We start from the raw sequence: 25,290 nt of genomic DNA on the forward strand, positions 1-25,290 counted from the left end.
CTTGCTCGGCATCTTCTCCGCAACGATGAAAGATTCCATTCTACTACAAGCAACCCGCATTGGCGCATGGCAACTCCCCAACCGCCTGGTGATGGCGCCACTGACCCGCTGCCGCGCCAGCGAAGGTCGGGTGCCCAATGCCATGATGGCCGAGTATTACGCCCAGCGCGCATCGGCCGGGCTGATCATTTCAGAGGCAACCTCTGTGTGCCCGATGGGCGTGGGCTATCCCAACACGCCGGGGATTTGGTCAGAGGACCAGGTGGCTGGCTGGAAGCTGGTGACCGATGCCGTGCACGCTGCCGGTGGCCGCATCATTCTCCAGCTGTGGCACGTCGGCCGCATTTCTGATCCGGTCTATCTCGATGGCGCGCAGCCCGTGGCTCCCAGTGCCATCGCCGCCGAAGGGCATGTCAGCTTGATCCGACCCGAAAAGGCCTTCGAAACTCCCCGGGCGCTTGAGCTCGATGAAATCCCCGCCGTGATCGAAGCCTATCGCAAGGGGGCGGAGAATGCCAAGAAGGCGGGCTTCGATGGGGTCGAACTTCACGGTGCCAACGGCTACCTTCTGGATCAATTTTTGCAAAGCAGCACCAACCAGCGCGAAGACGCGTATGGTGGATCGATAGAAAACCGCGCCCGTTTGATGTTGGAAACGGTGGACGCCGCCATCTCGGTCTGGGGCGCTGATCGGGTCGGCTTGCACCTGGCTCCCCGCTGTGATGCACACGACATGGGCGATGCCCATCCTGAGGAAACCTTCGGCTATGTCGCACGCGCGATGAAGCAGCGGGGGATTGCCTTTCTCTTTGCTCGCGAAGGCATGGAAGAACCTCGGCTGGGACCGATGCTCAAGAAGGAGTTCGGCGGTGCCTTTATCGCAAACCAAGAGCTGTCGTTTGCCGATGGAGAAAAGCTCGTCGAGGCCGGCGAGGCCGATGCCATCTCATGGGGGAAACGTTTCATCGCCAATCCGGATTTGGCCGAACGCTTGCAGCAAGGAGCCGAGCTGAACGAGCCTCAGTCGGAAACTTTTTACGGTGACGGCCCGGAAGGATACACCGATTACCCGAGCCTTGACGGCGCTGTCTAGGCAGGCGTTATCGAAGCAATATATCCCTCTAACAATCCCCTTGAGTCAGCTCGTTGACAGTTGACTCAGGGGAACACTGAAACCAATCAAGAAAAAGAGCACCGCACCGAGTAGGATCATCCAGCCCATCGTGAGTGCTGCAATGAAGCGGCTTTGGTGCTGGTCGTTTTTGGCCAGGAAAATTAAAGCAGCTACGAGGACAGCAAGATAGAACAGAGCGGCAAAGGTGAAGCCGCCCGAGCTGCTGGCGGTGATGACCATCTGCGAGATGAGTGGCAGCACGAGCTCTTCCTGCTCGGCTAGGGCAGTGAGCTTGGCTCCGAACGATGCCAGCGTCGTTGCTGCGACCAAGTGCGCGAGTAGCAAGGCTGCGGTGGCACCGACGCGTGTGATAAGCGACTTACTCATGGGGTGAAAAATTGGGATTCTAACTGAGCTGCGACTTTTTGAGTTTGCTCGCTGTTAGGGGTTTCGGTTTCCGGGAAGCGGAACAAATTGTAGTCGGTCGCTTTAGACTTCGATGTTTGGCGAGTGAGGCGGTAGCGGTCGGTCCGTAACGACTGCGATCCTTTCCAGAACGATCGAGCGATACCGTCGCTCTCCGCCGTCGCGACTTTCAGTTGCGGAGCGAGTGAGGCTCCATCGAGTGTGTTAGGTTTAACAACCCCAGTGAGTTCGCACAGGGTGGGGAAAATATCGATGGTCTCGGTGATGGCATCGGCCGCTGTTCCGGCTTGCTTCATTTCAGGAGAGCGAATGATGAGAGGTGAATGCAGAGCTTCCTCGTAGAGATTGTGTTTTCCCCAGATACGGCGCTCGCCAAGGTTCCAGCCGTGATCGCCCCAGAGCACCACGATGGTGTGATCCTTCTGGCCTGATTGTTCCAGGGCGTTGAGAATTTTTCCCACCTGGGCATCAACGTAGCTCACCGACGCGTAGTAGTGGCGGCGGACGTGGGCGGCGTAGGCGGTATCCTCGCGCGGGTCTTTTTCCTCATGGCTGTAGCCCCCCAAGAACTCACCGCTCTTGCTCCAGGTGAGTGAGCGTTCGGGTTTCTCCGGATGCTGCACGGGTGGCAGGTCTTTGCCCTCGTAGAGATCCCAATACTGCTTGGGCGCGGTGAAGGGGAGGTGCGGTTTGATCAGGCCCACGGCTAACAGCCATGGCTTTTCTTGCTTAGCGAGCTGGCTGATGTGTTCAAGCGCCGTGTTGGTGATCAGTCCGTCGGGGTAAAGGGTGTCCGGTCCTTCTTCGATCTCGATTGCGGGAGATTTTCCCCGGCTGCGCGGCACACCGTGAGCGAGCCCATGCATCGCACGCTGCGGCGTTTTCCACTCGCCACTGGGCATCAAGTGCTGATCCCAGGCGCCCGGCATTTCCACTTTGCTAGGATCGTTCCATTCCTTGCCCATCAGTCCGCCCGGGTGGTGGCTGACCTTGCCGATGGAGATGGTGGTGTAACCGTTATCTCTGAAGGTCTGGGGGAGCGTGGTCGTGGACTGCGCTCTTTTGTGAGCTGCGGAAATAGCACCATTTCCCAGGTCGGCCCCGGTCCTCGGGTAGCGACCGGTGAGGAGGGCGGCGCGGGAAGCCCCGCAGGTGGGGACTTGCACGTAATGCCGACTGAACAAGCGCCCTTGCGCAGCGAGCCGGTCAATGTTCGGCGTGTACATGTGCTCCTTGCCATAACAGCCCAATTCAGGGCGTAGGTCATCGACGCAGATGAAGAGAATGTTCGCCTTCTGCTCCGCGCTCAGAGTGAGTGGAGCGAGGAAGAAGAGCGAGGTGACGAGACGTTTCAGGGGGCTGGTGAATCGCATGAGTAATGGGTGATCGGTTAGAAAGTGCCGTTGAGTTTGCGCCCAACCCAGAACAGTCCTAACAAGGCAATCAGACAGGCTGCTGTGATCCAGCTGGACCATAATGGCGTCCGGGTTTCCATCGGTTGGGGATCGGGGAGGGCTTGAATCTCTTTAATGAGGTTCGCCAGGTTTTCCCCCTGGAGTAGTCGGCCCCGAGACACGGTGGCCATTTCCTTCAAAACATCCGGTCTGGCGGGCACCCCGGTTTTTTCGATTTCAGAACCTTGAGCCAGAAGCGTAGTGGTGATGCCGTGCGCTTTGTCTTCGCCGATGACAGCTTCAATTTTCCAAGCGCCGGGCTGGGCTATTTTGAACCGACCACTATAGCTGCCCCATGCGCCCTTGGCTTTATCTAGGCTGATTCTTCGGGTTTTGCCGTCTGGGGAGGTGATGTCCACCAGCACGTCGCCGTCTTTCAGAGGGGCGCCGTATTGGTCGAAGGCATTGGCATTGAGGGTTACTGTATCGCCGGGTTTCGGGCGATCCGGGGTGAAGTAAAGTCGGATGCGTTCACCGGCCGCCATGTTGCGCTGGTAGGACATCCATCGTGCCACCTGGCCCCAGAAACGGTAGTGGTAGAGATCTTCCACGCCACGGCGCCAGCGCCAGGCGGAATCGTGCCCGAGGAAGAGGACTTTGCCATTGCCGGCTGTCTTGGTGACCAGCATGGGGATGCGGCCAAATTCATTGGAGCGGTTCGCGTGCACCGCCAGCACATCTGTGCCGCCCTTGGCCTTGATCACTGGGGCATGCCAGTAGAAGCCGGGCAGGCTTTTCCAGATCACCGGATTGTCTTCCTCGGTATTGCCCAGCATGGTCAGCAAGGACCCTTTGCCTTCCGAGGTTAGGTTGATCTGTGATGGAGTGGCATCGCTGTAGCCTTCCTTGCGCTTGGCATCCAGAATGACCGGGATGAGATCACCCAGCGGGCTGTCGATCAGGCTCATTTGATTGCCTTGTCGACCGGGAATAAAAACGATGCCGCTGGCTTGGCTCTCCACCAAACCTTTTAGCAGCTCCGCCTGCTCGGTGGTGATGCCGCCGTTGCCAATACCGACGTCGCCGATGAAAACGACATCGTATTTCTGCAAGTCTTCCAATTTTTCAGGGAAGCTTTGAATGTAACCCGGGCCGTCGCCTTTTCCTAACTGGGGATGGAGCATCAGGCAGTCGACCGAGACACCGGGGTCGCGATAGAGTGCGTTGCGGATGAAGCGGTATTCCCAGCGAGGGGTCGACTCGATCACGAGCACGTTGAGCGATTCCTTACGGCCCGCGATGGTGAATTTACGTTTGTTGTTCTTCGCCACCATCTCGCCGTTGGCCACGGGGATGGAGAGTTCCAAGGTGGACGATCCTTCGGTGGTCAATCGCCAGAGAATGGAATCGTGATATTCCTCGCCGGCGGGGATGGTGATGTTCTTGGTGCGTTCGATGCCGGATTTGATGTCGCGCAGGCGAACCAAAGTGCGCACGTCACGGTCCAAAGAAGAAAGGATGGTGAAGGGGATCTGCACGTTCTCACCGACGATGCCGTAGGTGGGGGCGGTGACGTTGGAGATGTCGAGGTCAGGAAGACGGTCGTCACTGCCCACAGGAATGGCGTAGAGGGGGATGTTGCGGCGGCGCATTTTCTGGGCAGCTGCGACGGGGCCTGAGCCCGTGTTCCAATCGCCATCCGACAGAAGAACCACGGCGCGGAGGTTGTTGTGTTCTTCTAACAGGTTGTCGAGAGCTCCATTGATATCGGTGCCGGCCAGCGCCAGAGTGGCGGGATCGGCATCTTTCGGTGGGGCTGAAAATGGCTGCTCAAAGACGCGGTTGCGGTCGTCGTTTTTCAGCGGTGTGAAAAGGTCGCTGCCGAGAACTTTTTCCATCCACTCGGAACGAGGCACCACTTCCTGACTCGCACTCAGCTCGAGGGGGAGGATGGCGTCGGCCGTGGTGGCGGAGCGCGAGGCATCGTAGAGGATGGCGACTTCCGGCTTGCTGTCAGGTTCGCTGACGACACGCCACTCGGGCTGCCAGAGCATGAGCACACAGATCAGGGCGCAGAGAAAGCGGAGGACTTCCAATGCCCCGGTGCGTTTGCGCCGGGTGGAACGTCTGATGGCCATCACGCAGAGCGTCGCGATCGCTAACAACGCAATGATGCCGACCCATAATGTGACGGGGGTCGGAGAGAAAACGAGTTGGTTGATTGAAAAATTCACGGGTGATTAGGATTTCGTATTTTTCAACTTGGGCTGGAGGCAGAGGATGGCTTCGGTGATGAGGAATACGAGCATGGCGATCAGGAAGGCGCGCCAGATTTCGCGGGCGAGAGATTCAGATTCGCCTGCATCTTCGAAGAGTTTGTATGGCACCCCCTCTAACACCGAGTTGAGTTTCGCGGTGGTTAAAATTTGCCATTGATCTTCGGACTTGGGTCGGTTGGTTGCCAGAAGTCGGTCGCCCAGTTGCCACACCCCGGCTTCGTATGGGGCATTGCTGCTGGTGGACTTGGCGTGAGTGTCGAGACGGCGTCGGGTTTCGCCATCGGCAGCCATCGACTTTCGACTTCCGGTGATCGCTGCGAAGGCGGATCCAAAGCGATTGTCGCCCTGCTCGATCATGCGCTGCACGATGGGCAGGAGCGCGTCGGCGTCGGCGAGATTCGACCAGGTGTAGTCCGGTAAGGTGGCAATGAAAATAGCGCTGCCATCGCCGATGACTTTGCGCACGAGGAACGGTTTTTCATCGTCCCAGAGAGCGAGTGACGTCGCCTCGCCAAGAATCTCCCGGCGTTTGATGGCCTTCAGTTTGGGAACGGGGATCTGAGTGCCTTCGAGGCCGTTGCGCAGGGGGCCATCTGCTTGGTCCCACTCGGAAATGATGAAATACTGTCCTTGGGGGGCGGTGCTCTGTTCACCCCAGGAGAGACCGGCGAAGTTGGTGTCGGATTCTCCCAATGGGGGCAGTAGAATGGCGGCTCCACCGGATTCGATGTAACGCATGAACTCTTCAGCCACGGGACCATCCGGAAGGGCTGCCTGCCAGATGATAAGGGTGGCACTGGACCAGTCGATATCATGAGCGCTGTTCGGAGAGACGCGGGTGGCTTCGCTGCGGTCGAAACCCGGAGGGGCGGCGGCGAGCTCGAGCCATTCGGGTGCTTCGCCACCTTCACTGACCAGATAAGTCTTCGACGGACTGTCTTCTCCGTAGGCAAAATACGAAACGTTGTCGCGGAGATTGGTGTCGGCTGGCAGGGAGACAAAGCCGTGCCCCCGGCCCTCGCGCGTGCCGAGGGGGAGACGTTTTTGGAACTGATAGGTCTGGCCGTTGACGGTCACCTTGTCCGCACTGCGTGTGCCATTGACACTGTAGGTAATAGGGATGGCGGCGGGGCCATCGGAATCGGTGCGGGTCAGTTCCAAGTCCAGCACCAGTTCATCTTCGGTGCGGCGCGATGCAAGGACGCGGATCGAGATGTTGTCTTTTGGTGCGGACGCGAGGGAGAGAATGCGCAGGGTGGTTTTTTGCGGTAAATCATTCAAGCCCGCGCGGATGGCGGCCCAGCGACCTTCTTCCGGTGACCAATCGGACTCCTGTAAATCCGAGGCCACCCAGATCTCGGTCCGACCCGGTGAGTGGTCTAACACATAATCAATGGCGGTGGAGATGAGTGTGGGGATGGAGGCCTTGGTATCGGTGGCGGAGGTGGAACTCAGTTCCTCCAGCGCATCTGGGGAGGGAACGTCCTGGGCCTTGCCGCTAGCGCTATCGATCAATACCAAGCGCGGCGAATTCAGCTCGCTGAGCGACTTGCGCACGCTGGCAATGGCACTGGCACGCTTGCTCTCGCGGCTGCCGGGTGATTGCTGCTCCATGCTGGCGGAGCGATCCAAAACCAAGATCACGGTGTCCACTTTTCCTCCGCTCCAGCCTAAAAAGCCACCGACCAATGGTCGAGCAATGGCGAACACCAAGGCAACGATCGCCAAGGCACGGCAGGTCAGAATAATGAGATACTTCAGCTTCTTCTTGCCGCGCGATTCTCTGGTCGCCTTCAGTAGGAACTCCATGGCCGCCCACTGCACGGTGCGGTGCCGTCTGCGGTTCAGAAGGTGAATGACGATTGGGATGCTCGCCGCGAGCACGCCCCAAAGCAGGAATGGTGATAGAAAAGACACGGAAGATTATGAGGGTGACGGGGGATGGTGAAGTCAGGCTTTTCCCTTCTTGGTGAGTCGGCTTGTTAGGAAATCATGCACGATCTCCTCGTAATCCTGATCGGTGGTGATCAGGTGGTAATCGGCATGGATATCATGGCACTTGCCTTTGACCGTGGCCATGAATTCCTTCATTGCCTCACGGTATTCGTCGGCGACCAAGGTGGGCTCGGCGACAATGGAGGTCTTGTCTTCCATATCGACAAAGCGGTGCGGACGTTCGAAGTCAAAAGCGATCTCCTGCTTGTCCAGCATGTGGAAAACGGCGACGTCGTGCTTGCGGTAGCGCAGGTGCTGGAGGGCGTCTCCCAGAGCGTTGGTGTCGCAAAAGAGGTCGGAGAGTATAATCACCAGCGCACGTTGGGCGACTTTTTCGGCAATGGTGTGCAGCGCTTCCACCAGGCCTGTCTCCCCGGTCGGCTCGGTATTCGCCAGCACCTCGAACATGTGGTTCAGGTGTGCCGGACGCCGTGTCGGTGGGATCTCCACGTGGATTTTCTCCTGGCAAACCGAAAGCCCGGCGGCATCTCCCTGATCGATGATGAGGTAGGACAGCGTGGCCGCGAGTTTGCGGGCAAACTGAATCCGGGCATCGTCGGCGGCGGAGAAGCCCATCGAGCCACTGGCGTCTAACACGAAGTAAGCGCGCAGGTTGGTGTCTGCTTCAAATTCCTTGATGTAATAGCGATCAGATCGGGCGTAGGCTTTCCAATCGAGCCTGCGGGTGTCGTCGCCCTGCACGTATTTCCGGTATTCGGCGAATTCGACGGACGACCCTCGATGCGGCGAGCGGTGTCTACCAGCGACGTTACCGGTCATTGCTTGGCGGGCCTCCAGGGGGATGGCGCCAAGTCGCGACAGGGCTTCGGGGTCTAAGAAATCGTATTTCATGTTTGCTTCGAGAGTGCAGGACGGCGGAATGACTAGCGGGAGACCTTAGGCCTCGCGCATTTCCTCCACCAAGCGGTCGACCACCTTGGCGGCCGTCATGCCCTGGGACTCGGCGGCAAAGTTGGTCAGCACACGGTGGGTGAGCACCGGGCGTGCCACCGCTTCGATGTCCTCGAGGCGAGCCATGTAGGAGCCGTTCAGGGCAGCTCGTGCCTTGGCGCCGAGAATCAAATACTGCACGGCACGCGGGCCTGCACCCCAGCCAACGAACTCGCCAATCCAGTCGGGAGCGGCTTCGGTGCCGGCGCGGGTCTTGCGCACGATTTCGACGGCGTAGTCGTAAATGTGATCCGGCACGGGAACGCGGCGGACCAGTTGTTGGAATTCGATGACCTGCTCGCCATTGAGAATGTGTTTGAGTGCTTTCTTGGCAGTGCCGGTGGTCTCACGGGCAATGCGGAGCTCTTCTTCGTGCGACGGGTAATCGACGTTGATGAGGAACATGAAGCGGTCCAGCTGAGCCTCGGGCAGAGGGTAGGTGCCTTCTTGCTCCACCGGGTTCTGCGTTGCCAGCACGAAAAAGGGTTTGTCCAGCGGGTAGGTTTTACCCAGCACGGTGACCATGTTTTCCTGCATCGCTTCGAGCATCGCGGATTGCGTTTTCGCGGGGGCACGGTTGATTTCATCGGCAAGCACCAAGTTGGCAAAGACAGGGCCTTTGATGAACTGGAATTCGCGGTGGCCGGCGTCGGTTTCTTGAATGATGTCCGTTCCGGTGATGTCCGCCGGCATGAGGTCGGGGGTGAACTGGATCCGGTTAAAGCTCAGGTCCATGGTTTCGGCGACGGATGAGACTAACAGAGTTTTCGCCAAGCCGGGAACCCCCATCAGCAGTGCATGACCGCGGGCGAAAAGGCAGATGGCCAGCTGTTCGATGACGTCCTCCTGGCCAATGATGACGTTACCAATTTCCTCCTTGAATGCTTGATACACCTTACCGAGGTGATCAATGGCGGCCACATCGTCTGCAGGCAGCGTGGAATTCGCGGCGGCGGCTACTGAGTCCGGAGCCGGTGGGGCTGCAGTCGGAGAGGAGGTGTTGTCAGGAGGTGTGGTCGGTGTTTCCATGGTCGAGTAAGTTGAGTAGCTTGTGAGTGGCGCGTAATGAAGGAGGGGAGGCGGTCGCTGATGGTTGAATCAGTGGTTAGAGTAAACGGAGCATGGCAGCGTCTTCTATCGTGTTATCGGATTCTTAGCGAAACTAGGGATGAGATTTATTTTGTCGAGGTAGGAAAATGTCGATTTTTCAAGTGACTGTTTGGTTAAGTTATGCGAATATCTTGCTCGTCGTTCATTGGGATGCTGGTGAACTGCAACAACGAACCACCACTATGGCAAAATCTGCAAGTAATCCATTCGATCACGCTTTTGAAATGCTGGGCGACGCCCCTGAGGTAGCAACAGATTGCGTCAACTCCGAAGCCCTTGAAACCCTGACTCAGGCGCTGACCACTCGAGCCACCAGCCGAGGACGGATGATTTTACTACGCTCGCCGCGTGCTGGATTTGGTAAGACGCATCTGCTGAAGCGCCTCCATGAACGTGTGGCGCACACCCACGAATTTATTCCATTGGAGCCCAGCAAGGGGAAGAACCTGAGCGCCACCGAGTGTCTGGATGCCGTGCTGCGCCGCTTTTCTCGTATTCTGCCATCGGGTGGAGGGCTGACCGTGTTGGACTTGTTAGCACGCCGGATTCTTGCCACTGGCCTAGAGCCCTTGGTCCGCTCCGGTGAGGTTCCGAGTCAAGATCGCGACAGCGCTCTGCAGGCACTTCAGGAACGACCCGTTGAAACCTTTGATTTTCACAATGAAGACGCCGTGACAGCCCGCTGGGCGCAGGCGAATTTCAACCTGCTGGGACCACGGCTCACCGCCGAGCTTGCCGAGCGCACTGACTCCGGTTTCCGTCCTGTCGCCTGGTGGGTGGAGCTTCTGTTCCACTACAGTTCTGCCGAGCTGGAGCAAACCACCAGAAACAGTTCTCTTTTCGAGACCGTGTTTGGCAATGGTGCTGCAGAAACAGACATGCATGAGAAGCTGGTCAGTTTGATGAACCTCACTGGCCTGGTGACTTCACCGGTTTTGGTCTTGGACGAGGTGGAAGGATTCTCGAGTGATCCGGATGCGGCTCTTCAGGTGGCTTCTTTCCTCAATGCTCTGCATCAGTCTTGCGATCAGTTGGCCCTCATCATCAGCGTCAATGGTGACGTCTGGGAGACGGCCTTCCTGCCACGCCTTCCCTGTGGTTTGAAAGACCGCCTCAGCGATATTGTGGTAGATCTGCGTCCGATGACCAAAGAGCAGGCTGCCAGCTTGATTAAAGACCGTGCCGGTGAGCACGCTGATCAAATCCTCGATACCATGGATCTGGATACCGGAGTCATCTATGCCCGTGGTCTGATCCGTGAGGCTTCCAATAAGTGGGAAGAGCTGGGATTGGTGAAAGCTGAACCCGAAGAGGTCGAGGAGGTCGAGGAGGTCGAGCCGATCGAAGAAAAGGTCGACTCTGAAATGGAAGTGCCAGAACCGGAAAGCTCCGAGCCAACCGCTCCTGTAACTGCTCCAGTATCCACTCCCGCAGCAGCCCCTGTGGTTAACACGGGCCCCATCTCGCTCGCCTCAGAGCCTGAGGCACCCGATCCTTTTGGAATGTCTCAGGAAAATCAGACTGAGCCATCAGCACCTTACACCGTGGCGTCCATTGCCGCAGCCGCTCCTGTAGCCGCCGCATCCACTTCCGATGCGATTGCCGCAGCCGCAGCCGCAGCCGCAGAGTTGGAAGAAGATGAAATTCCCTCGGCCTACCAGCCAGAGACTCAACGGGTCAGTGAAGCTGTGAGTTCTGTGGAGCCATCCCCATTTGAACAGGTGGACCCAGCGGTGACCGCGCATGATTTTTCCCAAGCTCAAGAGCAACCGCAGATCATTGCTAGTAAACCTACCCAAGCTGTGGTGTCTCCCTTCGATACCACCGTGGCTCAGGAACCTGTGGTCGACTTCTCCGAGCAGCAGGGGACACATGAGCAGAATAACTACCAAGACTCTGCTACCCAGCAGGTGAACCAGCCATTTGGTCAGCCTCAGGCTGCAGCACAACCATTTGCCCAGGCTCAGGAACAAACTCCAGCCGCTTTTTCCCCTCCGACTCAAACCGTGCAGAATGACACGAGCGGGTATTCCGAGTCGCGCCCATTTGCTGATCACACGCAGGCGGGTGAATCTCAGCCGCAGCAAGTATCCCAGCCTCAGTCGCAGCATCCGTCGCCATTTTCCTTTGCCGAGGAGCCAGTTCAGGCAAGCGCTCCTTTCGAGCCCGCTCAGCCTGAGTCCGCAGTGGAAGCTTCAATCTTTGCTCCCGCAGAGCCAGTCCAGAACCAAGCTCAATCCAACGAGTCGTCCATCGCCCAGGACTCACCGTTCAGCATCGATACCGAAGCGACTCCTGTGTCACCGTTCCAAGCGGTGCAGCCGGCGGTCTCTCAACCTGTTTCTCCAGCTCAGCCGGCCTCAGCTGTTTCTCAACCGCTGCAACAGGCCGCTCCGCAGAACAGTCCTTTCGAAGTCAGCCAAGAGAGCTCAGCAGCACCTGCTCCGCACTCGGTGACTTCGGATGATCAGGAAAAAGTCGAAGACCTGCTTCGTCAGTTCCGCGATCGCTACGGCCGGAACGATAGCTAGATGCCATTTTTACGCCTTATTGATGAGGTGGTGACAGTGGTCGGGAGAAAAAAATCTCCGCACGGGTGTATTTCACGCTTGTCATTGGTCTGCGTCGTCTATTGACTCTTTTATGGCGCAAATCTCTCTAGGACTATCTTTTGACGACGTTCTCCTCACACCGCAAATGAGCAGCGTGCTCCCCGGCGAGGCAGATCTCACTTCCGCACTTACTGAAAACATTGGCCTCAATATCCCCGTGGTTTCCGCCGCGATGGATACGGTTTCCGAAACCGAGCTGGCCATTGCCCTTGCACGTGAAGGTGGCATCGGTGTCATTCACCGCAATAACCTGATCGAAGACCAGGCGGCGATGGTTTCCAAGGTCAAGCGCTCCGAGAGCGCAGTGATTCATGAACCCTACACGGTCAAAAAAGACCAAAGCGTGGGGGAGCTTCGGTTCATCATGGACCAGCAAGGTTTCTCCGGATTCCCTGTGGTCGATGCCGATGGCAAACTGGAAGGCATGGTGACTGGGCGTGACGTGCGGCACATGGCCGACGATTCCGCAAAGATCTCAGAAGTCATGACCCCGCTCGAGCGCGTCGTGACCTCTCCGGAAAGCACCACCATGCGCGAAGCTCGTAGCATTCTCTACGAGAACCGTATCGAGAAACTTCCCCTGGTGGATGCCAATGGCACTCTCTGTGGTCTGATCACGGGGGCGGATATTGAAAAAAGGATCACCTTCACCAACTCCGCCAAGGACCCGAACGGCCAACTACGCTGCGGCGCCGCCGTGGGTGTCGGTCCAGACTGCGTGGAACGTGCAGAAGCACTGGTGAAAGCCGGCGCCGATGCTTTGTTCATCGATGCCGCGACCGGACACACCAGCCGTGTGATGGAAGTCATCAGTAAACTTCGCGAGCTGGGCGATGTGCCTGTGGTTGCCGGGAATGTAGTTACTGCCGAAGGCGCCAAGGACCTCTGTGATGCTGGCGTTTCTGCGGTGAAAGTAGGAGTGGGACCCGGTTCCATCTGCACCACCCGGGTGATTTCCGGCGTGGGAATGCCTCAGTTCACCGCTATCCAGAACGTGGCCTCGTATTGTCGCGACAAAGGAGTCGCGGTCATTGCCGATGGAGGTATCCGCTACTCGGGTGATATCGTCAAAGCTCTCGCAGCCGGTGCTGACCTCGTGATGTTAGGCTCAATTCTTGCCGGCACCCGCGAAAGCCCCGGTGCCACCGTGCACTACCAAGGTCGTCGTTTCAAATCCTACCGTGGAATGGGCTCACTGGGTGCCATGCGCAAAGGATCTGGAGATCGCTATGGCCAGAACAGCTCCGGGAAACTGGTGGCCGAAGGCGTCGAAGGTCGCGTTCCTTACAAAGGACCTTTGGCCGATGTGGTGTTCCAGCTGATGGGCGGACTTCGTTCCGGCATGGGCTACGTGGGCGCATCCAATCTCCCCGAGCTTCGTGAGCGCGCAGTGTTCACTCAGATCACATCCGGTGGATTGAAGGAAAGCCACGCTCACGATATCGTCATCACCGAGGAGCCGGTGAACTACCAACCTACTCTCTAACGTTTTCTAACCATTCAGTTTGGCGAATGCGCTTATCCCCGCATTAGCCTTGCTCTTTTTAACCTAATTACTTCCAATCTAACATGACTGAAAATAATCACGTAGCCGTCTTTGATTTCGGCTCACAGTACACCCAGCTGATCGTTCGCCGCGTGCGTGAGCTTGGTTTTTTTGCCAAACTCTACGAACCAGAGGACATCGTTAACATTGGCCAGCCAGGAGCTATCATCTTGTCGGGTGGTCCCAAGAGCACCAGCGATGTGGACGCTCCGGATATCGATTTTGAGAAGCTAAAATCCTACGGTGTGCCAGTTCTCGGTGTGTGCTACGGCATGCAGCTTCTGAACATCAAATTCGGTGGTGCGGTAAAATCCAGCAACCGTCGCGAGTATGGTCCGGCTGCGTTGAAGCCATCATCCAACGACGGCCTCTACGAAGGAATTTCCCACGAGTCGCAAGTTTGGATGAGCCACTCCGACACCGTGAGCGATCTGCCCGCCGATGCTCAAGTGCTCGCTGCGAATAAGGAAGGGACACCTGTCTCTCTGCAATGGGGTGATCGTTTCTTCGGGATCCAGTTCCACCCGGAAGTCACCCACAGCCACGAGGGACTGCGGATTTTGCATAACTTCCTGCTCCAGGCCAATGAGCTTGCCGAGTTCCGCATTGAGGACTTCAAGCGCGAGATGCTCGATGGGATTCGTGAAAAAGTGGGTGACAAACAAGTCGTCTGCGGTGTTAGCGGCGGTGTCGATAGCACCGTGTTGGCTGTCCTGCTGAAAGAAGCAGGTGTCAACGTGCGCGCTATTTTTGTCGATCACGGCCTGATGCGCCTCGATGAAGGTGATGAAGTGCGCAACAACTTCCACCGCATGGGTGTGGAGATCGAAACGGTCGACTGCGCAGATCTGTTCCTAGGTAAATTGGCCGGCGTCGCTGATCCGGAGGAAAAACGCAAAATCATCGGCGGCCTCTTCATCGATGTCTTCTGGGACACCGTTGGAAATGCTGAACTGCTCGCTCAAGGCACGCTCTATCCCGACGTGATCGAATCGGCCTCTAATGCCAAATCGAAGGCGTCCAAAATCAAGACTCACCACAATCGGGTCGACCGCATTCTCGAGCTGCAAGCGCAGGGCAAAGTGCTCGAGCCTCTTGCCGAACTCTTCAAAGACGAAGTCCGCGAGTTGGGAACCTCATTGGGAATCCCGGCTGACATTCTCAACCGTCACCCATTCCCTGGTCCAGGCCTCGCTGTGCGTTGTCCTGGTGACATCACCGAAAAGAAACTTCGGATCATCCGTGAGTGCGACCACATCTTTATCACCCGTCTGAAAGATCACGGCTGGTATGATAAAGTTTGGCAGGCTTACGCAGGTTTGATTCCGGTGAAAACAGTGGGTGTCAAAGGTGACGAGCGCAGCTATGAGTGGGCGATCAGCCTGCGTGCTGTGATCAGCGAAGATGCTATGACCGCTGACTGGGTCGAGCTGCCACCCGCGCTGCTTCGCGAGACCAGCAACCGCATCCTCAACGAAGTCGATGGCATCAACCGCGTGCTCTACGATATTTCCACCAAGCCGCCAGCGAGCATTGAGTGGGAGTAAGGATCGACCAGAATCTCCCTAACAAAAACCTCTTCCGATTTGGTTCGGAAGAGGTTTTTTTATGTTGAGTAGTTAGGTGGATTCGACGGCGCGAAGATAGAAAGAACAAACCGATAGGTGAGTGGATTTGCTGCCGAGTATGCAGAACGCATCACCGATCTGTCACAAGGGACTGATTCTGTGGGGAATATTAACAATTCTTAACTTTCTGGGCTTGGAAAAGAGAGGGTTTACGCTAATCTCATGTTTGAGATGAAGTGTCCCCGATGTGTGCAGCGAATCCATCGCAGTGCTCCGCAGTGTCCGCATTGCGGCTTTGCGATGGCGGACCTTGATGCTCAATATGGCGAGGACGAGGTCCGCATGCGCCGACTGAGCGATTCGGCCGGTGTGCTGCGTTTGAAGGAACGCAAGAAGGCGGTGAAATGGTTCGACCAATTCGAAGCGAGTTTTCCCCAGCTTTTTTTCAGTGTCTACTTCGGGGCGCTCGATGACCGCTTGAACATTCGGCAGTTCGGTCTGTGGCTGCTGAATCACGGAGCCTTCGAAGATGTCGATTTGAGCCGACCGAATGACGGTGGTGTCTTACTCGTCGTGGATGTGAACTCCAAGGCCGCCTTCATCGCGAATGGTTACCTTTTGGATGTTTATCTGAAGGAGGAAGACAGCTTTCGTGCCCTATCCTCCGCGCACCCCCACTTGCTGCAGGGGAATTACTATCGGGCACTGAAGTCGGTGATGAAAAGCCTCTCTGCCGCACTGCGAAAGCGCTCCCGGCAGGCGAACCGGAATCCAGAAAAATACCAACGCCTTGTGGGACAACCTCATCAGGAAATGGGGGACATCCTCCAGCGAATCCGCTCGGTGCAACCCTCAGAAAACTCCGAGTCGGCCACAGAACCAAAACCTTCCCACCTCAAGGCCCAGTGACATTTCCCCGATCGCATCCTATTTTACGCGCTATGGCTCGGATTCCTCTCTGCGCAGGATTCGCCGCGCTGACTTTGGCCTCGGCAAGCGCACAGAGCTTGCCTAAATGGACCGACGGAGATCGTGCCCGTTTACAAAAAGGAGAGATCATCGTCGGAACGATTCTGTTAGTCGATGATCCCAAGGTGAGTGAACTACCGAAGGTGGACAAAGATGTCATCGTGGCAGTCCCTGAACCTGAAATTCCAGAGCCTCCCTATGACCCCACCGAGATCCCCGAGGAGTTTATCAAAGGCTACTTCGCCTCGAAACCATCGGGCTTTTTAGTCGATCCGCAGCGCCTGCTCAGCAAGCAGGAAACAGACGACCGTGAAGCCTTTCTCGAGTATCACGCGGAGGAATCCATCGTGGATATCAAGCTGTATTTGTTTGATTCTGAGCAGCAAATTCCAAGTGAGTATACCTTACACCGTTTAGTCGAAGAGCAATATGCCGATGGTGAACTGACCGCCGTGATCTTTTATTATCTAGGCAACCCCTCGAGAAATCAGCTGGCATTCGCTGGGAAGGGAGCCGAAGAGATGACAACGGAGGGAATTCGCCGAATACTTGAGAGCTCCATTCTCAAAGCAGAGGAAAAATCCGATCCCTCTGATCAAATTGAAGCCTTTGTCGTTCAGACTTCGATCAAGCTTTATTGGATCGAGCGTGCTATTACCGAGGAGCAAGAGCAACAACGCATCGCAGCCGCTGTGCCGACCAAGCCATCCTCCGATACCCCAAAACCAGAAAAACCTGGTATGGCGGACCAAATCAAACCCTTCCTTCTCTATTTAGCTGTGGCCGTCGGTGGTGTGTTACTTACCGTGGTCGGGCTTTGTGGATCGTTTTTGCTCTGGAAGAAGAATAGGAAATACCATTTTCCCGTGCTGGAACTACCACGCCGACTCGGTGCCGACTATGCGGCAGGCGTCGGAGCCGTGATTGCTTTCCATAATAAACAGGGCTCTCCATCGAGTCAGCGCGACCAAGTTCCCGATTATTTGTCACGGGTGTGATCTGTGGAGGGCGGCTGTGTGTCATTTTTTGCTGCTTTAAACATATGTTCTTCGATAATCGGTCAAAAAGCACATAATTACTTTACGAAATCGTGACTCGTGATAATTTGAATGTGTTCCCGCAAGGGAGCGAGACAGTCCGATTGGCACTAGTTCATACAGGTTAGGGGGTTTCCTGGTGATCTTGTCCGGTCGGACTGTTTTTTTGTACCCAGACGTCAGCTTTAGAGCTGCTCAACGATGATTTTTCGGCTGCTACTGCGCTTGCTGGAATCCGTCAAAATGATGATATGCTCGCCTTCTGTTAGGTTTGCGGTCGCTTGCCCATCATGGCTTTGGATGTCCAAGGTTTCACAACTCCACGTCACTTCACCGGGAAAATCCGTGCTGAGTAAAAGCCTCTTCCCCTGACCTGGTAAATCAGGGTCTAACAAATAACGAGCTTCGCGTGATGGTGAGAGAATACGCAGCGGAGTCTGGGTCACGATCAGTTGCTCGTTCTGCAAGCTGAGTGCGTAGCGATTGCGGTCGCCCTCTTGGCTCATCCAGTCGGCATAGCGCACATCTAACATCACTCGGCCTAACTGATCAAAATCTGCAGCCCGGGCGGGAAGGGGAACTTGCTGTTGGGGCAAGGCCATGGCAATGCCGTGCGCTGATTTTTGAGTGAGACGTTTGCCTGTGGAGGAGTGCACCAGGCAATCGGTCATCTCATCAGGTCGCTCGAACCACGTCGGTGGATGGTCGCGGTGCAAGCGCAGCATGGTGGCATGAAAAATAGGTCCCGCACCGGTTACTCCGGAGATGCCACGCATCGGGCTGTTATCCAAATTCCCCGCCCAGACACCGACGGTGTAGTCCTTGGTGAATCCCAAACACCAGTTGTCGCGGAAGTCGGTGGAGGTGCCGGTCTTCACGGCGCAAGGAAACGGCAGCCGTAGAGGAGAATGCGTGCCAAAGGCGGCCGACCGTGCGGAGTTATCTGTCATGGTCTGAGCCAGCATCCAGCATGAGCGGTAGCTGGCGACGTGATGTTCTGCGTGCTGTTTTTTTGTTAGGTAGCTAACAGGTTTGTAAACTCCCATGCGTGCGAGTGATGCGTAGGCGTTTGTCAGTTCTAACAATGTAACATCGCCCGACCCCAGTGTCAGCCCGAGACCGTAGTGGATGGGCTTTTCATTGAGTGTGCTGATCCCAAATGATTGCAGCTGTTTCTGTAAAGCTTCTGCCCCGCCGACGGAATTTAGCACGCGGACGGCTGGCACATTGAGTGAGTTCGCCAGCGCGTGGTGAATGGTGACTGGGCCCGAGTGTTGGCGATCGTAGTTCACGAAGGTTTTTTCCCCGCGCGCATCCGAGTAGCGTGTGGGGATGTCTGCGATGATGGTGGCCGGCGTCATGCCACCTGATTCATAGGCCAGTAAGTAGGTGAACGGTTTCAACGCAGAACCCGGCGAGCGCGCGGTCCGACTGGCATCGATCTGGCCTCCATTGGATTGATGAAAAAAGGGAGATCCGACGTGGGCCAGCACCTCGCCAGTGCGGTTCTCGATCACCACGACGGCGGCGTGTTGAATATGTTTCTTTTGCAGAGCCGTGATTTGCTGGCGAACAATCTCCGTGATGTCCTGCTGCAAGGGGGCCGAGATGCTGCTGCGGATCTCTGTGGTGGAGTCCGCAGTTCGGCTGCGGCGCATGATCTGCACGAGGTGGGGAGCCGTGCGCTCACGGCGACCTCGGTTCAGTTTCAGCGGCTCTGCCTTTGCTCGTGTGATGCGCTCCGGATCGATGTCATAAACGATGGCCATGCGATCGAGGATCCAGTTGCGCCGTTTCAAGGCTGCTTCCGGGTTGCGACGTGGGTTCAGTCGGCTGGGTGCTTGCGGTAAGCCGGCGAGAAGAGCGCACTCGGCGAGTGAGAGCTGACTCAGTGGTTTGTCAAAATAATGCCGGGCTGCCTGCAGCGGACCCTGACTTCTGTTACCGTAGTCGAGATGGTTGAAGTAAGATGTTAGGATATGATCTTTGTCGTAAATCATTTCCACGTGACGGGCTGTTAGGTACTCGCGGATTTTGGTGGTAAACGTTCGGCTCGCCCTTTTTGAGCTGAGTTTCACTGTTTGTTGCGTCACCGTCGAGGCTCCGGAGACGAAGCGCTTTTGATCCCATGAGTCTCTCAGCGCGCGGGCGGTGGCTCGGAAATCGACACCACCATGTTGATAGAATCGTTTGTCCTCTGCTGCGAGGGTTGCGTGGATGAGATCGTGCGGGAGGTCATCGAGTGATGTCGCGCGGTGGCGGTAATAATCGGAGCGCACCCAGTGATCGAGAGGCACTCCATCGCGGTCTAACAAAACAACCGAGCTGCTCGGTCCCGTTGCAATATCCGGCGGCACCGTGAACGCAAAGGGAAGGAGGAAATAACCACCGAGTCCCAGAACAAAACCTGTTAGTGTTAGATGGGGGAGTTTTCGCCGGAGCTTTGGGGCTCGGCTTCTTAACCAACTTGGACGGCAGATGTTCACGGCGCTGAGTCAGGATCGAGTTTACTTCGAGACCACGGTTTCCTTTTTCAAGGTCGTGAGTTTGGCACTATCGCTGATCGCGATCTGCTCGGGATCATACATGCACTCGACCTTGGCTGCGGGAGCGGTGGCGGTGCCTGCGGAGGTCACCCGTGCCAGGTAGGACACGGTGCGGGTGCCGTTCCTCCAAGAACGATTCACGAAGAACGATGCCCGATCAGCACGTAGCTCCTTATGCGCAATGCTCCACTGGTAATCGGAGTTTCCTCGGAATTTGGATTGTTGACTGGCGAAGTCATTGTTCACAGCTTCGAACAAGGAGGGCAGTCGGTCTTCGATGACGACGTATTCCAAGGCGGTGGAGAAGGTGATTTCCAGACTGATCTTCACCAAGTCTCCGACCTGGGGTTGTCCCAGTGCTTGCGTGCTGCCATCGTGGAGCATGCGTTCGTAGCGGCGGATAATCGACATGCCGTTATGGCCACGGGGGCCGGTGGGGGCGAGCGCCGGTTTTGCGTTCACCTTGATGTTGGTGTGCGCGGTGTTGTTGCTGCTGGCGATCAGTTTCATGTCGCCGATGATGGGGATGCGCATAGACTGGGTGGCCTGATCCGCATCCAATGTGATGGTTTTGGTTTCTCCCTGACTGACGATTTGTAAGGTGGCAGGTGCGCGATCTTTTTCGACATTCCGGGCGTAGGCTGCCATGGCTTGCAGTGCCCATGCGTTGCACCAGGTGGTGCGCCAATGGCCGTATGGGTTACGGCTTTTCAGCATGTCCTTCATCACGACATGCACGCGTGAATCGCTGGGTGCGATCACCGACCAAGCGAGCACCTGCAGCGCCTCGTCCGCGTGGTGGCGCATCCAATGGGTGCTGTGTTCGCGGGCTTTGACATTCTGGATCAGTGAAAGCGCGGTGGCGCGGTTTACATCACTATCGTCGGAGTGATAGAAAGCCAGTGCGAGGAAACAACGTGCCGAGGGACTGAGGTGGTCACGGCTATCGAGCATCTTATTCTGCAGGGCGAGTTCCGGTTTTCCGGCGAGGGCCAGAACATACAGGGTGCGGGCGTGGGTTTCGTCCGTCCAGCGGCGGTCATGGTCTTTCGTGGACTGTTGTCTTTTCACATACTTAGTCATCCAGACTGCCAATCGGTCGATGGCGCTCTGCGGCACTTGCGCGCCGTTTTTCTGCGCCATGATCAGGCCCATCCCTCCGTAGGCGGTGGCCCAGTCGAGTGATTTTTTCCCGCCCGGCCAGTAGGATAGTCCACCATCGCTGGTCTGCATGCTGAGCAGGCGATCTGCTCCCATTTGAATAGCTTTGCTGATGTCGGCCTCGGTTTTGTCTGTGAAACCAGGCACGGTGGATTGGAGATCACGTGCGGCAAACCAAGGCATCATGGCTGAAGTGGTCTGCTCGGTGCAGCCATAAGGATATCTTAGTAGGAAATCGGCAGCTCCAGCGGCTTCTAACAATAACGAGTTGGAGAATTCCAAATCGAGATGGCCCCGGCCACCCAGTAGCTCTGGCTGGATGTTTTTAAGGAGGTCGTGGCGATGGCCGCTGTTCATGGTGATGAACTCCACCTGACGCATGGTGGGAACAGGGAAGGTAACCTCAAACTTGCTCTCCGCCTTGTCGGACAGGTCCTTGGCGAGAGCGGGGGTGAGTGAGGTGTTACCGGCTAATTTCACGGGCACGGCGGACCACACCCAGCGGGTGGTGCCGGTGTTGACGAAACGGACATCAAAGTAAACGGTGGCAGCTCCATCTGGCTTCAGGGTGACGGTTTTCGAAAGTGTATGCTGAGCGCTGCCAGTCTGACTGCCATGGTCTGGAACCGTGAGGCTATCCGTTTCTAACGAGATCTCCCAAGTGCCTTCGAACTTGGAATTGTTTTGCACCAGCACCTTGGGCGATAGGGCATCGCCTTCGCTGGCGTAACGTGGAGTTCCTGGCTCTAACATTAGAGGTTTGTCGACGATGTAGCTGCTGCTTTGATGACCAAACTTTTTCGCTCCGTGCAGAGCGATCGCCATCACGCGATAGCGAGTCAGGGTATCGGGGTTTTTGATCGTGGCCACGAACTTGCCCTCGGCGTCTGTTGTGACTCGAGGCAACCAGATGGCGCAGGGATTGAAATCGCTGCGTAGCTTCACATCGTCGGCAACAGGCCCTGCGGCAAACGGATCTGCATCACCTCCACCGATGGTGAAGCCCTTGTTGCCAAAGTTTCGATCGTCCGGGTTCTCGGCGATGAAGGTGGAGAAAGACGTTCCGCAATCGACTAACAGGGGGCGGCGTGCGTGGAAAAAGTCCATCAGGTTCGGAGTCTGGTATCCTGCCACGGCGAGGGTGCCTTCATCCTCGGCATAGAAAACAACCTCAGCTCCGGCTGCCGGTGAGCCGTCGGACAGGGTGACTGTTCCCGTCACCTCGGTATTTTCGCCGGGGCGGTGCTGACTGCCGATGACTTCCAGGCCGACCTTTAAGCGGTCTTTGACATTGGTGACGTTGAGGGTGCAGTAGCCGAGTTTCAAGGCGGGCTCTTTGTGTTTGCGTGGGCTGGCATTGGCACCGCGGATCACCACGACGGAGACGTAGGCATTCGGCGCGTCCATGTCGGTCAGGGGAATCTCGATGATTGGGTTGTCAGCCTTCAGTTCGCGACGATACTCACGGTGCACTCCGGCACGTTCCACGGTGACCAGTGCGGTTCCCTCGATTGGCGTCATCACCAGGATGCGGGCTGTTTCTCCGGGTGTGTAGCGTTTTTTTTCCGGCACGAGTTTGATTTTCATGCCATCCTGCACTGCCCAAGGATACTCCTTGCTGCCGTAGATCCAGATGCTGCTGGCGGTGGAAAAGGCATGCCCGTTCTGATCGTTGCCTTTCAAGGTGATCAGATGGCGCCCACTGTGTTCGGCCTTGAAGGGAAGCGTGATCGGCGTGTTCGGCTCAATGGTGATTTCTTGCTCGCTGACGACTTCTTTCTTCTTGGTGTTTTTCACCGAGACCTTGCCGTCGGCTGATTTGATTTTCACCGCTTCATGGAACTCGCGCTCGATGGTGGCGGTGACGGTGACGGCGTTCTGCCGTGGTTCGCCCTGGGGATCGACCGCGATCAGTTCAAGCTTCGGGTCTTCGCCCACGCGCACCAAGCGATCGACGCGGGAAATCCCGATATAGGTGTCCGCAGGGTGGACCGTGGTGCTGGTTTGTGTGGTGAGAGTCTGGTCGCGCGAGTCGGTGATTTCTGACTGCACGCTGACGGATAGGGCAGTGGGGAAGGTGAGCTTGGGGAGCTCCATTGAGATGGCGGCCTTGCCATGCTCGTCCAAGTTGCCTTTACCGCTGCGGTCCGAACTGCCGCGGTGGGTGCTGTCATCGCTGTAGCCAAAGTAATGACTCCAATACCATGGATCATACTTTCGGTGGTCGCCGAACAGGTAGTCGCGGAATTTTTCCGGATAAAAGCCGGTCTGGGTGGCGTCAAAATACCAATCGATATTGCCGTTTTTCACAGCCTGCCCTTGGTAGTAATCGGCGTTCAGATTCACGGTGATGTTTTTGGCTCCTGGGTCCGCTGCGGGAATGTTCGAGGACACCTCAAAGGCATTGCGGCGGAACTCCTGCACATTGAAATGGTGACGGAAGATCCGATATTGGTCCGCCTGCCAGCTGTTCTCATCGGCATGCGCGGGGTCTTCCGGGAAGACGAGTTTGGCGGTAAAGCGACCGACGGTTTCCACAGGTAACTTCAACGTGTGATCAAAGGTGCCGTTTTCCGAGAGGGTGATGGTTTGATCGACCAGGACGCGGGAAGCGCTGTCACTAATCAGTAGCTGGGCGGTTTTTCCTGCGGTGAGTTCGATTTGGTTATCCAGATAGCGGCGGGCGACACCCTTCAGCTGCACGGTCTCACCGGGACGGTAAAGATTGCGATCCGTGAACATCTTGGCCGTGCGTTTCCAGCCCTTGAGATGATTCCACTCGGTGTCCACAGGGAAACGCCAGAGGGCAACGGTGCTGAGTGTCTTGTCAAAGGGGATGATGTAGCAGTCGCTGCCCAAGGTGGCGCGCAGGTGGCGGTCGGTCTGCTTGCGTGGGACGCGAGCAATGCCGTTGGCATCAGTGGTGGCGGTTACCGCTTTCTGCGCATCCTCGTTGAACACCTGGAGCTCCACATTGGCGAGAGGTTTTCCGGTGTGGTTAGAAAAGGCGTAGATCAGAGCCTCCTTATGATTCAATTTCCAACAAAGGCCGATGTCTGTGAGCTGCACGAAGGATTGGGCGACACGATTTCCGCCCCGGGCCTTTCCCTTGGCGGTGCCTTCAATGGAGACAAAAAAAGTGGTCGTTTTCAGTCCCTTGGGCAACACCTCATTCCAGTCGATATGAAGATCGCGCGAGGTATCGATGGGGTTGTCGAGGAAGACGGTGCGATCGTAAACCGTCTTGCCGTTGATCAAAGAGTAAGGCAGTGGCGTTTCCGGGCTGATCTCGCTGTTGTTGTGGCCGTTGCCGGTGTAGTGGCGGTAGCCCTGCATGGTGCGCACGGCGTTATCAGGAGTGAGTTGTTTCACGCGAATGCGCACCGAGGCGAGGTTCACGGTGTCGAGGGCGTAGAGACGGTTGCCCTTGGCGTATTGAGCCGAATCAAAACCTGGCAGTGCGAGTCCGCTGCGGAGGTGTTTGAATTTGACTTCACGGGTGATGCGTTTCGCCATGGTCAGTCCATTGCGGGAGGTGATGCTGGGGTTGATCGTGACCTTCCACGCATCTTGATCGTTGAACGATCCACTGACGATGAGCGTTTTTCCCAGCACCTTGAACTTGGCATTTTTGATCTTCGGCTCGCTTTGCACCACACTGGCAAGTTGCGCTTGGGTGATCTCGGTTGGGAGATAGGAGTTAAAATTGATATGCAGCTCACGTGGTTGGTTGGCTGCGATGTAGGGGACGACGCTGCGAAGTTCGAAGGGATCGACATCACCGATGTATATACTCCCGGCGTTACTGACCTTGGCGGTGTTTGATGCGTTGGGCGTATTGTGGAGAACGTGCAAATACCAGTTGTCGCCGACGGGCAGAGGGTTGACCGGGCTGACCATCACCGCATTGGGGATTTCATGACTGAGATCGTCAGGAAGTGCCGCTTTTTTGCCCGTTCGTGCTTGTTCAAAGCGAGCCTGCCAGGTGCTGCCTCGGTAGTAGCGGGATTTGATATCTCCCCAAGTGGCTCGGCGCACTTGAGCGGCCACCATCATGCCCGCCTTGTTTTTGAAAACGAAAAACCGAGCGGTCTTGTCGGGGCTCACCGCATCGTTAAAATAAACGTAATAGCTCGGGCTGCGTGTGAAATCGAGCGAGTTGCCACGCCGTCTCGACCCCTGCATTCGAAATGGCTCCGTGGCCATGGTTTTTAACTTGGTGGCCGGCACCTCCTTGCCATCACGATCGGTGAGGCCGGGGTGGAGGGAAAAGGTGTAGGTCTGCCCCAGCTTCGGTGGTCCATCGGGGATGAATTCGGCAATGTTGGAGGCCTTCCAATGAATTTTACCTGCCAGCTCCGGGGTGATTTTCATGATGGTGTTTGCTACCATTTGATCAACCTGGTCGTCGGCGACCACCGCGCGATCGAAAATAATCTGATATTTGGATTCCGGAACCAGGCGGGAAGAGGAAATGCGTAGTGTCGTGGCAGCTTGTAACCCTGAGACGAGGCTGGAAAGCAGTAGGCTAAGTGCGAAAATAGCGCGAAGTGAAGGTGTCATGATAAGCAGGAGGTTGGAG

General features: G+C 56.5%; 14 protein-coding genes. 6 read left to right on the forward strand and 8 right to left on the reverse strand.

Translation table 11 applies throughout. The features are described from left to right. The first annotated feature begins 25 nt into the window (after positions 1-25). Positions 26-1,093, forward strand: coding sequence for an alkene reductase (locus tag JO972_RS14475; RefSeq protein ID WP_309490787.1), 1,068 nt, complete (start codon positions 26-28; stop codon positions 1,091-1,093). A 45-nt stretch (positions 1,094-1,138) separates the two neighbouring features. Here the strand turns inward: JO972_RS14475 and JO972_RS14480 are convergent, their stop codons facing one another. The 6 genes from JO972_RS14480 to JO972_RS14505 are packed head-to-tail and all read right to left on the reverse strand — an operon-like array spanning position 1,139 to position 9,188. Further along, the gene (locus JO972_RS14480) at positions 1,139-1,501 is read right to left on the reverse strand and encodes a hypothetical protein (protein WP_309490788.1); all 363 of its coding nucleotides are present in this window, start codon (positions 1,499-1,501) and stop codon (positions 1,139-1,141) included. Beyond that, the gene (locus tag JO972_RS14485) at positions 1,498-2,913 is read right to left on the reverse strand and encodes a sulfatase (protein WP_309490789.1); all 1,416 of its coding nucleotides are present in this window, start codon (positions 2,911-2,913) and stop codon (positions 1,498-1,500) included. Before JO972_RS14485 ends, JO972_RS14480 begins: the two co-directional genes overlap by 4 nt. A 17-nt stretch (positions 2,914-2,930) precedes the next feature. Beyond that, entirely contained in the window at positions 2,931-5,168 is a 2,238-nt protein-coding gene (locus tag JO972_RS14490) for a hypothetical protein (protein ID WP_309490790.1), read from the reverse strand. A 6-nt stretch (positions 5,169-5,174) separates the two neighbouring features. Continuing rightward, on the reverse strand, positions 5,175-7,130 hold the full coding sequence (locus tag JO972_RS14495) for a BatA domain-containing protein (RefSeq protein WP_309490791.1): 1,956 nt from the start codon (positions 7,128-7,130) through the stop codon (positions 5,175-5,177). A 33-nt stretch (positions 7,131-7,163) separates the two neighbouring features. After that, positions 7,164-8,060 carry a DUF58 domain-containing protein gene (locus JO972_RS14500; protein ID WP_309490792.1) on the reverse strand — a complete coding sequence of 299 codons (897 nt, stop codon included), beginning with the start codon at positions 8,058-8,060 and terminating at the stop codon, positions 7,164-7,166. Between the two features lie 45 nt (positions 8,061-8,105). Beyond that, positions 8,106-9,188 carry an AAA family ATPase gene (locus JO972_RS14505; RefSeq protein WP_309490793.1) on the reverse strand — a complete coding sequence of 361 codons (1,083 nt, stop codon included), beginning with the start codon at positions 9,186-9,188 and terminating at the stop codon, positions 8,106-8,108. A 263-nt stretch (positions 9,189-9,451) separates the two neighbouring features. Here JO972_RS14505 and JO972_RS14510 point away from each other — a divergent pair, with 263 nt between their 5' ends. From JO972_RS14510 to JO972_RS14530, 5 genes are all read left to right on the forward strand, one after another. Next, positions 9,452-11,800, forward strand: coding sequence for a hypothetical protein (locus JO972_RS14510; RefSeq protein WP_309490794.1), 2,349 nt, complete (start codon positions 9,452-9,454; stop codon positions 11,798-11,800). A 112-nt stretch (positions 11,801-11,912) separates the two neighbouring features. Continuing rightward, the gene (gene guaB / locus JO972_RS14515; RefSeq protein ID WP_309490795.1) at positions 11,913-13,367 is read left to right on the forward strand and encodes an IMP dehydrogenase; all 1,455 of its coding nucleotides are present in this window, start codon (positions 11,913-11,915) and stop codon (positions 13,365-13,367) included. A gap of 83 nt (positions 13,368-13,450) precedes the next feature. Next, on the forward strand, positions 13,451-14,974 hold the full coding sequence (gene guaA / locus JO972_RS14520; protein ID WP_309490796.1) for a glutamine-hydrolyzing GMP synthase: 1,524 nt from the start codon (positions 13,451-13,453) through the stop codon (positions 14,972-14,974). Between the two features lie 321 nt (positions 14,975-15,295). Beyond that, on the forward strand, positions 15,296-15,904 hold the full coding sequence (locus tag JO972_RS14525) for a TPM domain-containing protein (RefSeq protein ID WP_309490797.1): 609 nt from the start codon (positions 15,296-15,298) through the stop codon (positions 15,902-15,904). Between the two features lie 32 nt (positions 15,905-15,936). Then, entirely contained in the window at positions 15,937-16,962 is a 1,026-nt protein-coding gene (locus JO972_RS14530; protein WP_309490798.1) for a hypothetical protein, read from the forward strand. A 224-nt stretch (positions 16,963-17,186) separates the two neighbouring features. Here the strand turns inward: JO972_RS14530 and pbpC are convergent, their stop codons facing one another. Then, on the reverse strand, positions 17,187-19,487 hold the full coding sequence (pbpC, locus tag JO972_RS14535) for a penicillin-binding protein 1C (protein ID WP_309490799.1): 2,301 nt from the start codon (positions 19,485-19,487) through the stop codon (positions 17,187-17,189). 21 nt (positions 19,488-19,508) lie between these two features. Then, complete coding sequence (locus JO972_RS14540; protein WP_309490800.1) at positions 19,509-25,271, reverse strand: alpha-2-macroglobulin family protein; 5,763 nt, start codon at positions 25,269-25,271, stop codon at positions 19,509-19,511. Between the last annotated feature and the right edge of the window lie 19 nt (positions 25,272-25,290).

Source organism: Oceaniferula flava, from assembly GCF_016811075.1.
GTDB classification, from domain to species: domain Bacteria; phylum Verrucomicrobiota; class Verrucomicrobiia; order Verrucomicrobiales; family Akkermansiaceae; genus Oceaniferula; species Oceaniferula flava.